This is a genomic window from Dehalococcoidia bacterium (assembly GCA_041649635.1).
GTDB lineage: Bacteria > Chloroflexota > Dehalococcoidia > E44-bin15 > E44-bin15 > JAYEHL01.
Map to the genome: position 1 here is coordinate 570144 of JBAZMV010000001.1, position 13604 is coordinate 583747.

Below are 13604 nucleotides of genomic sequence, written 5' to 3' on the forward strand. Positions count from 1 at the left end.
ATAGGGTGGGCTGCGCCCGCCGGTTAACCTACGTCAACACGCCCGATTCCCGCAACGCCTTTATCTCCGACTTCGACATCCCTAAGACATCTCCGAGCACATAATCGGTATGTTCCCCCAGCAGCGGACCGCAATGCTTGACCCTGGCCGGCGTCTTTGAAAACTTCCACGGCGGTCCCAGCGCCACGCGCTTCCCGACGTTAGGATGCACGACCTGCACAGACACATCCCTCTCCTTAAGATGCGGATCGCTGTACATCTCTACTCCTTGCAGCGCAGCGACGGCAGCGACTCCAGCTTTCTGTAGCAGCTCCATGGCCTCGTAATGGGTATATTTGATCGTCCATTCACCGATCAGCCTGTCGATCTCGTCCTGATTGAGCCATCTGCGATGAGCATCTGAAAATCTCTCCTCAGCAGCCCACGCCGGATTCCCTAAAGCCTCGCAAAACGACTTCCACTCTTCTTCGGTAGCAATGACGATGGAGACCCAGCGATCGTTCTTGCACGGGTAAACATTATGCGGAGCCATGGACTCATCGCGGTTGCCCTTGCGCACGGCCACCCGCCCGTTCATCATGTAATCGATAATGGAATCGCTGATATTTATGGCGATGGTCTCCGTGGAGGACAGATCGATGTACTGTCCCTCGCCGCTACAGGCCCTGTGATAGAGCGCGACGAGGATGGCGAAGGCGCTCGTCGATGCGCTGCGCAGATCGCTCGACCCCATGAGCGGCACTGGACGCTTGTCGGGATAGCCGGTGAGATGCGCGGCGCCGCCAAGCGCAGCAAATGTGGGCGCGAACCCGGCGTAGCCGCTCTCCGGACCCTTGGAGCCGAGCGCCGACGAAGACAGCATAACGATATCGGGCTTGATCGATTTCAGAACATCGTATCCCAACCCCAGCTTATCCATGACGCCGGGACGATAGTTCTCCGCCACCACATCGCTCACCGCGACCAGTTTCTTTGCTATATCGATCGCCTTGGGCTTGGTAAGGTCGAGTGCCAGCGACATCTTATTGAGATTGAGGTCGTTGAACACGGGCGAACTGTCGAGGCTCTTCGTGGAAAGACCCAGCGTCAGCGAGCGTATTCTGGCATGATCGGGACGCTTGCCGCTCTCGATCTTGATAACCTCGGCGCCGAGGAACGCCAGCAGCTCGGTAGCGTAAGGCCCGGCCCAGGCCCAGGTGAAATCGGCAATGCGCACACCTTCCAAGGGTAAACGTTTCGACTTCGATTCGCTCATAGCTAGATAACCCCTGCCCCTCTCAAACGCATCATGTCCTCCCTGCTGTAGCCAAATCGACCGACAAATATCTCCTCGTTGTGCTCGCCGAGCATGGGCGCCGGGCGCTGAAAACGATGCGGCGTCTCGGAAAAACGATACGGCGATGTCGGACACCTGACCTGGCCCATGACCGGATGCTCGATCTCGCCGAAAAATTCCCGCGACTCAAGCTGCCTGGAAGCGGCCAGGTCGGCGACGGTGGTTACCATACCTATCGGGCAGTTCAGCTTCTGGCAGCGGTGATATAGCTCCTCCTTGGTATAATCCTTTATCCAGTCGGCGATATAGCCGTTTATATCCTCCGCGTATTTATACTTACCCAGTTCCCCCTGGAACCTCTCCTCCCGCGACCATTCCGGATCGCCCAGCAGCTTCAGCAGCCCCTCCCAGTGATGATCCCCCCCGAGGGTTATCAGTACGTAGCCGTCCTTGCAGCGCTGCAACCCGCCCACCATCTGCTGCATGAACACCGTACTGAACTTTGTCTCCCCCTCGTTTCCGTACATGCCCATCTCCACCCGCTCCAGCGCCATCAAAGCCTCCTGCTTGGAGATATCGATATGCTGCCCATCACCGCTAAATAGTCGACTGTATAATGCGGCCATAGTTGCTGTGGCGGCGCACAGCCCGGCATCCATGTCGCCGAGAAAGCCGGGGCCCTTAACCGGGACCGGCGTTTCCTTGGGCAGAATCGACGAGAGGACCCTAGCCACGCCGCTGCCGTGGTAGGAATTCAGGTGATATGCCTTGTAATCGCGATACGGCCCGCTCTGCCCGAACGGCGTGATCGATGTCATTACGAGACGGGGATTAATCTTGCTAAGGTTTTCATAATCGAGCCCGCGCTCCTTCATAAACAACGGAGGATTATCCTCGATAAGCACATCGCAATAGGCGACCAGGCGAAGGAAAATATCACGCCCGGTAGCCGTATCCGGATCGAGGGTGATACCGAGCTTGCTGGTGTTGAGGAATAGAAAGAAACCGCTGCGCTCAAGGCCGGGAACATCATCGAGAAATGGCTCCCTCTTTCGAGCGGAATCGCCGATAAGCGGCGGCTCGATCTTTATGACCTCGGCCCCCATATCGGCGAGGAGCTTGGCGCAATACGGGCCGGAAACGAATTGGGCGAACTCCAGAACCTTAAGCCCGACAAGGGCGGTGTTAGTCATTTTTAAATATTTCTTCCATTCGACGTAGATATTTATATGAATCTATTCCCGACATATCATATTACAGAGCCTCATATCGAGGCAAACGTTAACTATTCGATAAAAAGACTATAAGAAATATCGTCGGATAAACGAGAACTCAAAGCACGGAGGTTCAGCAAGTCGAATGTCGGCTAGACTTAAAGAATAGAAGAAATCGGATAATGGTTATCTAGGTCAATAGTTTGCCAAACATCCACCCTAGTCCACCGCATATAGGGAAAGTGAGGATCCACGCCGTCACTATCCTGCCTGCTACACCCCATCGCACAGCAGACAGCCTTTTTGTAGCGCCGACCCCCATCACCGCCGAACTCACGCAATGCGTAGTGCTCACCGGTATCCCCAGCGCCGAAGCGGACTCGACCACAGCCGCCGCCGATCCTATAGCGGCGAATCCTTGTACCGGCCTTAGTGCAGTAATTTTCATCCCTAAAGTCCGGATAACACGCCAGCCGCCGAATAATGTGCCGAACGATATGCTGATAGCAGACAGGGCTATTATCCAGAAAGGTATATGGAATTCCCCTCCGCTATGTATTGCCAGCGCCATTGCCATGATACCTATAGGCATCTGCCCATCATTCTTGCCGTGAGCATACGCCATGAATGCGGAGGAGAGAATCTGTAGTTTACCGAAAAATCCCTCCACCTTTAGCGGCGCTCTTCGACGAAGTATCCAGAGCAAGGCTACCATTAAAGCAAATCCGCCGGCGAATCCGAGCGCGGGAGCTATGGCAACCGACGATACGACTTTAATAAAAGTATTCCAGACAATCGCCACGCTGCTCGCGGAGGCTATCCCTGCGCCTATTAATCCGGCAACAAACGCATGACTGATGCTTATAGGGAGGCCGAGATACGTCGCCGTGAATCCCCATAATATCACCGTTATCAAAGCGGCTATGATTACTCCGTAGCTTAAATATTCCGGGGCGACTATTCCTTTGCCTATAGTGACCGCTACCGCAACTCCAGTGGCCGCACCAATGAAGTTGAATACAGCCGCCATCAACACAGCCTTGAGAGGAGAGAGCACCCGCGTGCCTATTACTGTAGCTACCGCATTAGCGGCATCGTTAAAGCCGTTTATTACAGCGAAACCGACGGCTAGAATAATTATTAGTATAAACACAGGTTAGACTCAGGTACGTTTAATCATTACGCCTTCGAGGACATTGGCTATATCCTCGCAACGATCTGTGGCGGTCTCCATGTACTGGTATATCTCGCGCCATTTGATGATATCGGCGGTATCCAGCTTATCGCGGAAAAGCTCCGCCAGAGCAGAACGGGCTATGGCGTCGGCCTCGTTCTCCAGCCGGTTTATCTCAATACAGCTCGCCGGAAGTTTGTGCAACTCGCTGCGATTGCGCAGCTTCGGTATCGCAACCCCTACTTCCGCGGTTATCTTTACGAGTATTTTTGCCAGTTCCCGACACCTGGTTGTCGGCCGCGCCACTTCGTAAATGGACATGCACGTAGCAGCGTCTTCTATACAGTCCAGCACATCGTCGATGTGCTCAGCGAGGTGCGCTATATCCTCGCGGTCGATAGGCGTGACAAAGGTGGAGTGAAGTAGCGCAACGATGCGATGTGTTATCTCGTCGCCGTAATGTTCCAGCTCCTTGATATGACGAGCCTTGGCGGGAACGTCCTCCCAGTTTGCTACCAAATCAGCAAAGACTTCGGTCGTCTTCACCAGATTCTTTGCTCCTTCGTCAAACAAATCAAAGAACTTATCTTCTTTTGGGAGAAATGGAAGCCTCAAACGAACACCTCCTTCCGATATATCAAACCAGAAAGGGAGGATGTTGTCAACAAAACCATAACCCGCGTCACTTCACTAAAAGCGGCGCAGACTGCAAAGATTATGTCGCGTTAAGCGACCTGCTGTTATTCATGAACGCATTATCGCACTGTTTCTGTTATAATGTGACCTCTGAAAATGCGCGAAGGGTTTGAGATAATCGATCACACGGCCGATGTGGCCATCGCAGCGTATGGAGCCGACATGAAGAAGGCTTTCGCTAACGCGGCCCTTGGCATGTTCAGCATAATAGCCGAAATCGACAGGGTCGACGAAAAGACTATACGCAACGTTGAAGTAACGGCCGACGGTGCAAAAGACCTCCTGGTATCATGGCTGAACGAACTGTTATTCGTATTTGAAGTCGAAAAGATCCTGTTTAAACGATTCGAGATATCGGAACTCGACACTAATAAGATCGTTGCCAGATGTTACGGGGAAAAGATCGACCCGAAGCGGCACAGTATAAAGACGGAGATAAAGGCCGCGACATACCACATGACTCAAATCGAAGAGAAACCCGACGGCGTCATGCTTCAGGTACTGTTCGATATTTAAAAAATCATTATCCGGCCTGACCGAGTGATTCACACATGTCTAATCTTAGGGGCAGGCACAGGGACCTGCCCAATCGGATGGGCAACCACGGGGGGTTGCCCCTACACGACGACTTCCCAAGGAGACGATCATGTCAGGCACAAAGAGGCTGATACAGAAAGATAAATACCGCTGGGAGATACCCCGGGACTATAAACCCGGCATGAACGTTCCTGGGATGCTCTATGCGGATGAGGAGATGCTGGCGCATATCAAGGAGGATGAGGCCCTTGAGCAGGTGGCCAACGTAGCGACGCTGCCCGGCATAGTCTCATTATCACTGGCCATGCCGGATATCCACTGGGGTTACGGCTTCCCCATCGGAGGGGTGGCGGCCACCAGGCAATCCGACGGGGTGATATCCCCCGGCGGCGTAGGCTTCGATATCAACTGCGGCGTGAGGCTCCTGCGCACCAACCTGAGCGAGGAGGAAGTCCGTCCCAAAATCGATAAGCTTGTGGAAGCGCTGTATCACAACGTTCCATCCGGCGTCGGCTCAGAGGGAAAGTTGAAATTGAAACCGAACGAGGTCGATGATGTCCTGCGTAAGGGATCGAGATGGGCCGTTGAGAAGGGCTACGGCGAAACGGAAGACATCGAAGTAACCGAGGAGCGCGGCTGCATGAGCGGCGCCGACCCCGATCGCGTCAGCGCCAGGGCTAAACAACGTGGCGCTCCTCAGCTCGGGACGCTCGGCTCCGGGAATCATTTCCTAGAGATTCAAGTTGTCGATGAGATATACGAGGCGGAGACCGCCCGCACCATGGGTATAACACATGCGGGACAGGTCCTGCTCCTCATTCATACCGGCTCCCGCGGGTTGGGATACCAGGTTTGCGACGATTATGTTAAATCGATGGGGTCGGCAGTCAAGAGATACGGAATCGAACTGCCCGACCGCCAGCTGGCCTGCGCGCCGGTTAATTCTAACGAGGGCAGGGAGTATTTCGCCGCCATGTCCTGCGCCGCCAACTACGCCTGGGCCAACCGGCAGTGCATAACGCACTGGGCGCGCGAGTCCTTCATCCGCGTGCTCGGCAAAGGCCCGGCCGACCTGGGTATGGACATGGTCTACGACGTAGCTCACAACATTGCCAAGATGGAGAGGCACGAGGTCGACGGCAAGAAGATCGACGTTTGCGTACACCGCAAGGGTGCGACGCGGTCGCTGCCGGCGGGACATCCCGACGTGCCGGGGAGATATTCCGGCATCGGCCAGCCCGTGCTCATACCCGGAGACATGGGACGATACTCATATGTACTGGTAGGCACGGAACGCGCGATGACGGATACCTTCGGCTCCACCTGCCACGGCGCGGGGAGGCTGCTGAGCCGCACCGCCGCCAAGAAGGGGGTGCGCGGAAGCGACGTGGCTTACAAGCTGGAAGCTAAAGGAATCAAAGTCAGAACGGCCAGCTTGTCCTCGCTCGCCGAGGAAGCATCGGAAGCTTACAAAGACGTTGCCCAGGTTGTAGAGGTGGCGCATCAGGCGGGCATCTCGCGCAAGGTCGCCAAGATGAGGCCCATCGGCGTAATCAAGGGGTAGCCAAAGGCAAATATATAAAGAGGTGCCCCGATGAAATCGGGCCAGGGGTTTTAGGGGTGTCGCCTCGCCCTCGGGGATGTGTTGTAAGGGCTTGATTAATCAAGCCCTTACACGGCGACTAAATCCCCCTTTACAAAAGGGGGACCAAGGGGGATTGCGATAAAGGGTGTTGACAACAACGTGCTTCCTAGCTACGCCGCCGGTTGCGTGCACCACATCAATTTGCTATAATAACTCGCTGGTTTGTAATTGCTAGAGATATAATAATATGCCTACATACGAATACGAATGTAACACCTGTCACCATCGCTTCGATGAGCGGCAGGGATTTAACGATGAGCCTGTAGCCAGTTGCCCGAAGTGCAAGGGGTTATCGCAGCGCGTCTTCCATGCGGTGCCCGTGGTCTTCAAGGGCAGCGGTTTCTATTGCACCGACCACGGACACGGCGGCAGATACGATTCCACTAAATCCGAAAAGGAATCCGATAAGAAAGAGCCCGCGAAAAAGGACGGGAACGGCAGCTCCTCCAAATCCTCAAAAGAACACGGCGCGACCGCCGAGAAAAAACCTGCGGCGAGTAAAGTTGAAAGCGCTCCTTCAAAGAGTTAGCAAAGCCTCGGTCTCCGTCGATAAGAATATCGTCGGACATATCGGCAGCGGCCTGGTCATTCTCCTCGGTGTAGCCGCCGGTGATACGGAAAGGGACGCTAAATATCTAGCCGACAAGATTGTAGGGCTGAGGATCTTCGGCGATAAAGAAGGCAAGTTCAATCTGTCAGCGAGCGAAGTAGGCAGCGAGCTTCTGGCCGTGAGCCAGTTCACATTGCTCGCCGACACGAAAAAGGGACGCCGCCCCAGCTTCACGGACGCCGCCCCACCCGACGTGGCAGAGGCGCTATTCGACAAGTTCGTTTTCCTGCTACGGAAAAGCGGCCTTAAGGTAGAAACCGGACGGTTTCAGGCGCATATGTCGGTCGACATCGTGAATGACGGCCCGGTCACCATCATGCTGGACAGCAGGGAGAAGTTCCCTGAATCATCCCAGCAATAATCGCTCAGTGGCGCCACAAGACTATATCGATTAAAATATATTCAGGGAATTAAGTTTACGACCCCTCATCTGCAAGAGATAACAATGACAATAATGGAAAAGTATCTGGCATCAACGTATACGATAGATTGCGATGAACCGTCAATCAAAGGGAAAGCAGCGGAACTGACAAAGAATAAATCTACCGAAATCGACAAAGCAAAAGCGGTGTTCTACTTCGTCCGCGACCGCATCAAATACAACCCTTACGGCGGCATATCCCCCCTGGAAGAATACAAGGCCAGCGCTACGCTGAGGCGCGGCAACGGCTATTGCGTACAGAAGGCGGTGTTGCTGGCCGCTCTGGCGCGGGCCGCGGGCGTACCTGCGCGGTTAGGCTTCTGCAACGTACGCAATCACCTCTTATCGAAGGAAATACTCGATGGATTAAGAGGCGACAACGTCATGAAGTATCACGGCTATGCACTGCTGCACCTGAACGGCAAATGGCTTAAGGCCACGCCCAGCTTCGATATAGATCTGTGCCGCCAGCACAACTTCATCCCTGTCGATTTCGACGGTACTCAGGACGCCGTATTTCATCGTTACAATCAGGACGGCAAGCTCCACATGGAATATGTACACAACCACGGCATATACGACGAGGTGCCCTGGGACGAAATACTCGCATCGCGGGACTGGCTGCTCAAAGAAAAATAAACGTTATATAGAGGCGTCCTTCCATACACGATGATCATGGAGGGATTGTGATCGCCTGATATGAATTACCCGACGTAGGGGCTCAGCATGCTGAGCCCGCATGATCATATGAAGCGCAATCCAAAGGGGGGTTGATATGTCTGATATCATCGCAAAAGTAATCTCCCAAAAAGGACACTGCGAGGCCGGCCACAAGGTTGGAGATGAGTTCGTCATCGGCCAGACGACGAAGGATGGCATGTGCTCATGGGCCTTCTACACGCTGTTCCCCTTCGCCGAGGTGCTGCAGTACGGCGGCTCGTTCCCGTGGGAGGAACCGGGCAAAGCGGTAGTCGCCTGCCCTGACCCGTCGAACCCCGTTGTATTCGAGTTGAGGGTCGAATAAATTACGTAGGGGCACAGCATGCTGTGCCCCTACCCATGATCATTAACCGACGATAATATCATCCAGCGCCCGCTTGGGCACGTGATGCACGCCCGCAGCGTCACGCCAGTATTTGACGTCCCCGCTCTTTCCGACCGTCTCGATAACCACCTCTTCGCTCGGCTTGCCCAGCGCCAGCACCAGGAGTATCTCGTAGCGCTCCGGAATCGCCAGCAGTTCCCGCAATAGATCCCTTTTTATCGAGGCCATGATGCAGCCGCCTAATCCCTTATCGACCGCGCCCAGCATAATCGTTTGCGCCGCAATGCCGTGATCGCACACGAACGTTTTCGCGATTTCCGTATCGCCAAGGATGACGATGTACGCCGTAGGCCGCTCGCCATCCGCGGGCCCACCCCAGCCCTTGAGATCCAGCGCCCAGGAGAGACAACTGAATATCTTGGAATTTTTATCCGCAGTGTTGGAAAGGATGTACTTCAGCGGCTGAAGATTCCGCGCCGACGGCGTCAGCCTGGCCAGATCGATAAGCTCCCGGAGCGTTTCCATATCGACGCTCACTGCCTGATGAAAACGGCGCCGGCTCCGGTTGTTCTTCACCAACTCTGCATACGACATCGCTTTCATAGCCCTACTGCTCCTTTATGCCCGTCTGGACGGTGGCCGCACCGAACGTGAGACGATATATCTCCACACTGCGCCAGCCCGCATCCTCCATCACCCTCTGAACCTCCCGCGGCGAAGGGAACTCGAGTATCGACTGCGGCAGATAAGTATATGCATCCCACTTGCCGGACACGATCCCGCCTACCAAACGTATAATGACCTTGATATATAACTTATGCAACGGTCCCAGTATTTTTAGCGACGGGCGCGTAAGCTCCAGAGAAACCATCTTACCTCCCGGCTTTGTCACCCTGTTCATCTCGGCAAAGAGGTTGGCGATACTGGTAACATTCCTGAGCGCAAATCCAATGGTTAAACAATTGAATGTATTATCCGGAAACGGCAGCCTTAATGCATCCCCCTGAACCAGATGTATCCGGTCCCCAAACGCTGCTTCCATCGACCGCCCCGAAAGAGGTGCAGGATTCTTCCTGCCGGGGGATTTGGGGGTGTCCCCCAATTTAATCTTCCCCCAAGAGTGGGGGATACAGGGGGTTGATTCGGACTCGATCAGAGTCCGCTTAGCTATTGCCAGCATCTCGGAACAAAAATCAACACCGACGACAGCGCTCTCGGGATAGATTCGAGCCGCAAGCAGCGCTATCTTGCCGGTACCGGCGGCGAGGTCCAGAATCGACGAATGAGGAACGTCGCTTATCCGCGCCATTGCGAACCTGCGCCACCTTATATCCTGACCGAAACTAAGCGCGGTATTTAATGGATCGTACGTGCGCGAAATGGAAGCGAACATCCGCCGCACATAAGACGCTTTATTCCCGGTTTTATCGTTACTACCGCTCATACCTTACACAAGGACATTATATCCCACTGCTATCAGAAACTATAGCATCGGTCGACCATCCTCGCTTTCAATTGCCTTTGCAAGTAGTTGCAATAAAAGAAATCTGGTGTTATAATTAATGCAAGTAATTGCACCGGCAAAACGACGCAAAGGATAACTCGGGAGGAGCAAAATGCACATACCTGATGGCTTCCTAAACGTTGCAACCGTAGCGACTACCTACACTGTTTCAGCAGGCGGGTTAGGCTATGCACTAAGAGCAGCCCGCAAGAAAATGGGGGAAAAACACGTCCCTATGCTGGGCATATTGGCCGCCTTCATTTTCGCCGCCCAGATGCTGAACTTCCCTATCGCCGGCGGCACGTCGGGACACTTCCTGGGCGCAGCCCTGGCTGCAATACTAATCGGGCCATGGGCCGGACTGCTCATTATGGCATGTGTACTCATCCTTCAGTGTCTGATATTCCAGGACGGAGGATTGCTTGCCCTTGGAGCCAATATCTTCAATATGGGCCTAATCGGCTGTTTCTCTGCCTACTTTTTGTATCGGCTGACGACACGATTTATGGGCGATAACAGACGCGGCCTGCTCATCGGCAGCTTCATAGCCGCGTGGGCATCGGTATTCATCGCCGCGTCATCCTGCTCAATCGAACTTTGGGCTTCGGGAACGTCACCGATCAGTATAGCTTTCCCCGCAATGGCAGGATGGCACGCCCTTATCGGGATCGGAGAAGGATTAATCACAGTTGCAGTGCTGGGCCTGGTCACGGCCGTAAGGAAAGACCTGATAGCAATGGAGAGGATATAGCCATGAAAAAAATACGTATCAAATGGTGGCATATAGCATTGATCCTTTGCCTGGCATTAGTGTTCTTCTCGCCGCTGGCCTCTAGCTCCCCGGACGGGCTTGAGAAAGTCGCCGAGGACAAGGGCTTTATCGAAGAAGCGCATGAGGCGCCTTTCCAGGTTATCGCCGATTACATGTTCCCCGGCATTGAGAACGAAGCGGTAGCGACGATTCTGGCCGGACTGATAGGAACTGCGGGGATATTCGTAATCACATACGGAGCGGCAAGACTGATTCGATTCGGCAAGAACAAAAAGGCAACCGCCGCCGAACGCTGAACGGAATTTAAAAATGAAACACAGCTTTATCGACCGTTACAGCGACCGGTCCAGCCCTCTTCACCGGCTGGATCCGCGCACCAAGATAGCGACCGCCATTGTATTCGTCGTTATGGTTGTTGTAACCCCACCCGGCGAATGGCAGACTTTCGCTATCTATTTGGCATTTGTAACCCTGCTTACCCTGATATCTAAAGTTCCCCCGATATACGTACTGAAACACTCGCTGGTCGTCATACCTTTCGTATTGCTAATCGGTATCTTCATTCCGTTCCTCAAGACCGGAAGCTCAAGCGGCAGCTACAATATCTGGATGTGGGACATACCGAAAAGTAACCTAATACTTCTCGGCAGTATTGTGCTTAAATCATGGCTTTCCGTCATCAGTCTTGTGCTGCTTACTGCAACGACAAAATTCTCCGACGTGCTCAAAGGTCTGGAACGACTGCGCATGCCCAAAGCTATGGTGATGATCCTCTCTTTCATGTACCGCTACATATTCGTTTTGACGGACGAGGTGCTGCGCATGAAACAAGCCAGGGACAGCCGGAGCTTCGGGGAAAAGCGCTCCCGTCAGATTAAAACCGTCGGCAACATGATAGGCACGTTATTCCTCCGCAGCTATGAGCGCGGCGAACGGGTATACGCCGCAATGGTCTCTCGCGGCTTCGATGGTGAGATTAGAACGCTCTCCAGCACTACTATGAGGGCAGTAGACCTATTGTATACTTTCTCCTTCCTCATCATAATATCAGTAGCCTGTTTATCACTCGCTATTTGAAGGACTCATTTTGGAAAACGCAGTCGAGATCGAAAACCTGTCTTACAATTACCCCGACGGACACGAGGCATTGCACGATATCACCCTGACGATAGGCAAAAACGAAACCGTATCCGTAATCGGACCCAACGGGGCCGGCAAGTCAACGTTGCTTCTGCATTTCAATGGCATTCTCAGAAGCGATGGCGCAATAAAGATACTCGGAACACCGCTGACGGAGAAGAATATCAAATGGGCACGAAGCAAAGTGGGGCTGGTGTTTCAAAACCCCGATGACCAGTTGTTTTCACCAACAGTGTTCGACGACGTGGCCTTCGGCCCGCTTAACATGGGTCTCGCAGAGAAAGAAGTGCGCTCGCGGGTGAGAAAAGCGCTTGCCATGGTGAACATGGAAGGATATGATAAGCGTTCCCCTCAGCATCTCAGCGTCGGAGAGAAAAAACGCATCGCAATAGCTACGGTTCTATCGATGGATACAGAAATTCTGGTCTTTGACGAACCGTCAGCCAACCTGGACCCAAGGGCAAAGTGGGATCTCGTTGCACTTATCGAGCTATTACCGATGACCAAGATAATCGCATCCCACGATCTGGAACTGGTGAGGACGTTAAGCGGACGGACTGTAATGCTCGATAAAGGTCACATTGTTTGCGACAGAACGACCGAGGAAATACTATCCGATACAATCCTTCTTGAAAAGCACGGGCTGGCGCCCGCGCCGCAATCAGCAGGTCACAAGTTTGAGGCTTAAATCCAGCGCCCTTGATGAATGAGTAAGAGCACCGATGGATATTAGGTCGACGCCGACCTCGGCCACGGCACGAACGTTGTCCAGGTTCATCCCGCCTGAAGCCTCTATCAGCGCATGTCCACGATTATGCTTCATAACACGTTTCATCTCCGATATGGACATATTATCCAGCATCACAATATCAGCCCCCGCCTCCAGCGCCTCAACCGCCTGATCGAAGCTGTTTACCTCGACCTCGACTTTGGTCGTCTCGCCAGCCGGCGAACCGTTGCGGGCTTTCTCAATAGCATCCCTTATACCAAAGCCGAGGCAACGCAGCGCCGCCAGATGATTATCCTTGATAAGTATCCAGTCCCCCAGATGCTCGCGATGGCTTTGTCCGCCGCCTATGCGCACTGCGTATTTTTCAAACGGCCTGAGCCCGGGAGTGGTTTTTCGAGTATCCGTAATACGCGCCTTCGTGCCCTCGACCGCTTCCACATACTTGGATGTGTCGGTGGCGATGCCGCTGAGGTGGCAGAGAAAATTCAATGCCGGGCGTTCCGCCTTAAGGACACTGACGATCTCACCTGAAACCGTGGCCACCACGTCACCCTTTTTCACCCTGTGCCCGTCAGTGATATGCACCTCGACCAGGAGCGTTGGATCGACATGCATGAACACGGCTTTTGCTATCTCGACACCGGCCAGCACGCCTTCGGCTTTGGCCACTATTGCAGCCTTGCCCTCCAGATGATCCGGGATAAGCGCATCAGTAGTTACGTCATGAGAAATGCGGTCTTCGATAAGGGACTTGTCTACAATACTCTCAACGTGCTCCCAGAAGCAGATAAGATGCTGTTCATGTTGTCTCATGCAATAATACCTAAACTATTTTAGTGA

General features: G+C 53.7%; 17 protein-coding genes. 10 read left to right on the forward strand and 7 right to left on the reverse strand.

The genetic code is table 11. The features are described 5' to 3' along the window. Positions 1-28: 28 nt before the first annotated feature. The 4 genes from WC562_02775 to WC562_02790 form a co-directional block, all read right to left on the reverse strand. Positions 29-1255: a CaiB/BaiF CoA-transferase family protein gene (locus tag WC562_02775; GenBank protein MFA5055082.1), complete on the reverse strand. Its 1227-nt coding sequence runs from the start codon at positions 1253-1255 to the stop codon at positions 29-31. A gap of 2 nt (positions 1256-1257) precedes the next feature. Then, positions 1258-2469, reverse strand: coding sequence for a CoA transferase (locus WC562_02780; protein MFA5055083.1), 1212 nt, complete (start codon positions 2467-2469; stop codon positions 1258-1260). A 211-nt stretch (positions 2470-2680) separates the two neighbouring features. Further along, positions 2681-3643 (reverse strand): inorganic phosphate transporter, encoded by a 963-nt coding sequence (locus WC562_02785; GenBank protein ID MFA5055084.1) that lies wholly within the window; start codon positions 3641-3643, stop codon positions 2681-2683. A gap of 9 nt (positions 3644-3652) precedes the next feature. Then, positions 3653-4279 carry a DUF47 domain-containing protein gene (locus tag WC562_02790; GenBank protein ID MFA5055085.1) on the reverse strand — a complete coding sequence of 209 codons (627 nt, stop codon included), beginning with the start codon at positions 4277-4279 and terminating at the stop codon, positions 3653-3655. Positions 4280-4456: 177 nt separating this feature from the next. On the opposite strand from WC562_02790, the gene WC562_02795 reads away from it, so the two are divergent. From WC562_02795 to WC562_02820, 6 genes are all read left to right on the forward strand, one after another. Continuing rightward, entirely contained in the window at positions 4457-4876 is a 420-nt protein-coding gene (locus WC562_02795; GenBank protein MFA5055086.1) for an archease, read from the forward strand. Between the two features lie 130 nt (positions 4877-5006). Continuing rightward, complete coding sequence (locus WC562_02800; protein MFA5055087.1) at positions 5007-6461, forward strand: RtcB family protein; 1455 nt, start codon at positions 5007-5009, stop codon at positions 6459-6461. A 268-nt stretch (positions 6462-6729) separates the two neighbouring features. Beyond that, positions 6730-7071 carry an FmdB family zinc ribbon protein gene (locus tag WC562_02805; GenBank protein MFA5055088.1) on the forward strand — a complete coding sequence of 114 codons (342 nt, stop codon included), beginning with the start codon at positions 6730-6732 and terminating at the stop codon, positions 7069-7071. Beyond that, complete coding sequence (dtd, locus tag WC562_02810; protein ID MFA5055089.1) at positions 7046-7513, forward strand: D-aminoacyl-tRNA deacylase; 468 nt, start codon at positions 7046-7048, stop codon at positions 7511-7513. The genes WC562_02805 and dtd overlap by 26 nt, the downstream gene beginning before the upstream one ends. Before the next feature lie 84 nt (positions 7514-7597). Then, positions 7598-8212 carry a transglutaminase family protein gene (locus WC562_02815; GenBank protein MFA5055090.1) on the forward strand — a complete coding sequence of 205 codons (615 nt, stop codon included), beginning with the start codon at positions 7598-7600 and terminating at the stop codon, positions 8210-8212. A gap of 136 nt (positions 8213-8348) precedes the next feature. Beyond that, positions 8349-8597 (forward strand): TIGR04076 family protein, encoded by a 249-nt coding sequence (locus WC562_02820; GenBank protein ID MFA5055091.1) that lies wholly within the window; start codon positions 8349-8351, stop codon positions 8595-8597. Positions 8598-8639: 42 nt separating this feature from the next. Here WC562_02820 and WC562_02825 read toward each other — a convergent pair whose 3' ends face one another. Both WC562_02825 and WC562_02830 read right to left on the reverse strand, forming a co-directional pair. Further along, positions 8640-9221, reverse strand: coding sequence for a nitroreductase family protein (locus WC562_02825; GenBank protein MFA5055092.1), 582 nt, complete (start codon positions 9219-9221; stop codon positions 8640-8642). 4 nt (positions 9222-9225) lie between these two features. Continuing rightward, positions 9226-10062, reverse strand: coding sequence for a class I SAM-dependent methyltransferase (locus tag WC562_02830; GenBank protein ID MFA5055093.1), 837 nt, complete (start codon positions 10060-10062; stop codon positions 9226-9228). 172 nt (positions 10063-10234) lie between these two features. Here WC562_02830 and WC562_02835 point away from each other — a divergent pair, with 172 nt between their 5' ends. From WC562_02835 to WC562_02850, 4 genes are read left to right on the forward strand one after another with little or no spacing between them, the layout of a single operon-like run. Beyond that, a complete protein-coding gene (locus WC562_02835) occupies positions 10235-10873 on the forward strand; it encodes an energy-coupling factor ABC transporter permease (GenBank protein ID MFA5055094.1) in 639 nt (212 codons plus the stop codon). 2 nt (positions 10874-10875) lie between these two features. Further along, positions 10876-11190 (forward strand): PDGLE domain-containing protein, encoded by a 315-nt coding sequence (locus tag WC562_02840; GenBank protein ID MFA5055095.1) that lies wholly within the window; start codon positions 10876-10878, stop codon positions 11188-11190. Between the two features lie 13 nt (positions 11191-11203). After that, on the forward strand, positions 11204-11971 hold the full coding sequence (cbiQ, locus tag WC562_02845) for a cobalt ECF transporter T component CbiQ (GenBank protein ID MFA5055096.1): 768 nt from the start codon (positions 11204-11206) through the stop codon (positions 11969-11971). A 10-nt stretch (positions 11972-11981) separates the two neighbouring features. Next, a complete protein-coding gene (locus WC562_02850) occupies positions 11982-12722 on the forward strand; it encodes an ABC transporter ATP-binding protein (protein ID MFA5055097.1) in 741 nt (246 codons plus the stop codon). Here the strand turns inward: WC562_02850 and nadC are convergent. Beyond that, positions 12696-13577, reverse strand: a complete 882-nt coding sequence (gene nadC, locus WC562_02855; GenBank protein MFA5055098.1) for a carboxylating nicotinate-nucleotide diphosphorylase — start codon at positions 13575-13577, stop codon at positions 12696-12698. The genes WC562_02850 and nadC overlap by 27 nt on opposite strands. Positions 13578-13604 lie beyond the last annotated feature (27 nt).

Bases quoted from the DNA above. Each gene is read 5' to 3' on its own strand.
- WC562_02795 (MFA5055086.1), top strand. From the start codon at position 4,457: ATGCGCGAAGGGTTTGAGATAATCGATCACACGGCCGATGTGGCCATC.
- WC562_02840 (MFA5055095.1), top strand. From the start codon at position 10,876: ATGAAAAAAATACGTATCAAATGGTGGCATATAGCATTGATCCTTTGC.
- WC562_02805 (MFA5055088.1), top strand. From the start codon at position 6,730: ATGCCTACATACGAATACGAATGTAACACCTGTCACCATCGCTTCGAT.
- nadC (MFA5055098.1), bottom strand. From the start codon at position 13,577: ATGAGACAACATGAACAGCATCTTATCTGCTTCTGGGAGCACGTTGAG.
- WC562_02820 (MFA5055091.1), top strand. From the start codon at position 8,349: ATGTCTGATATCATCGCAAAAGTAATCTCCCAAAAAGGACACTGCGAG.
- WC562_02775 (MFA5055082.1), bottom strand. From the start codon at position 1,255: ATGAGCGAATCGAAGTCGAAACGTTTACCCTTGGAAGGTGTGCGCATT.
- cbiQ (MFA5055096.1), top strand. From the start codon at position 11,204: ATGAAACACAGCTTTATCGACCGTTACAGCGACCGGTCCAGCCCTCTT.
- WC562_02815 (MFA5055090.1), top strand. From the start codon at position 7,598: ATGACAATAATGGAAAAGTATCTGGCATCAACGTATACGATAGATTGC.
- WC562_02780 (MFA5055083.1), bottom strand. From the start codon at position 2,469: ATGACTAACACCGCCCTTGTCGGGCTTAAGGTTCTGGAGTTCGCCCAA.
- WC562_02825 (MFA5055092.1), bottom strand. From the start codon at position 9,221: ATGAAAGCGATGTCGTATGCAGAGTTGGTGAAGAACAACCGGAGCCGG.
- WC562_02830 (MFA5055093.1), bottom strand. From the start codon at position 10,062: ATGAGCGGTAGTAACGATAAAACCGGGAATAAAGCGTCTTATGTGCGG.
- WC562_02800 (MFA5055087.1), top strand. From the start codon at position 5,007: ATGTCAGGCACAAAGAGGCTGATACAGAAAGATAAATACCGCTGGGAG.
- WC562_02835 (MFA5055094.1), top strand. From the start codon at position 10,235: ATGCACATACCTGATGGCTTCCTAAACGTTGCAACCGTAGCGACTACC.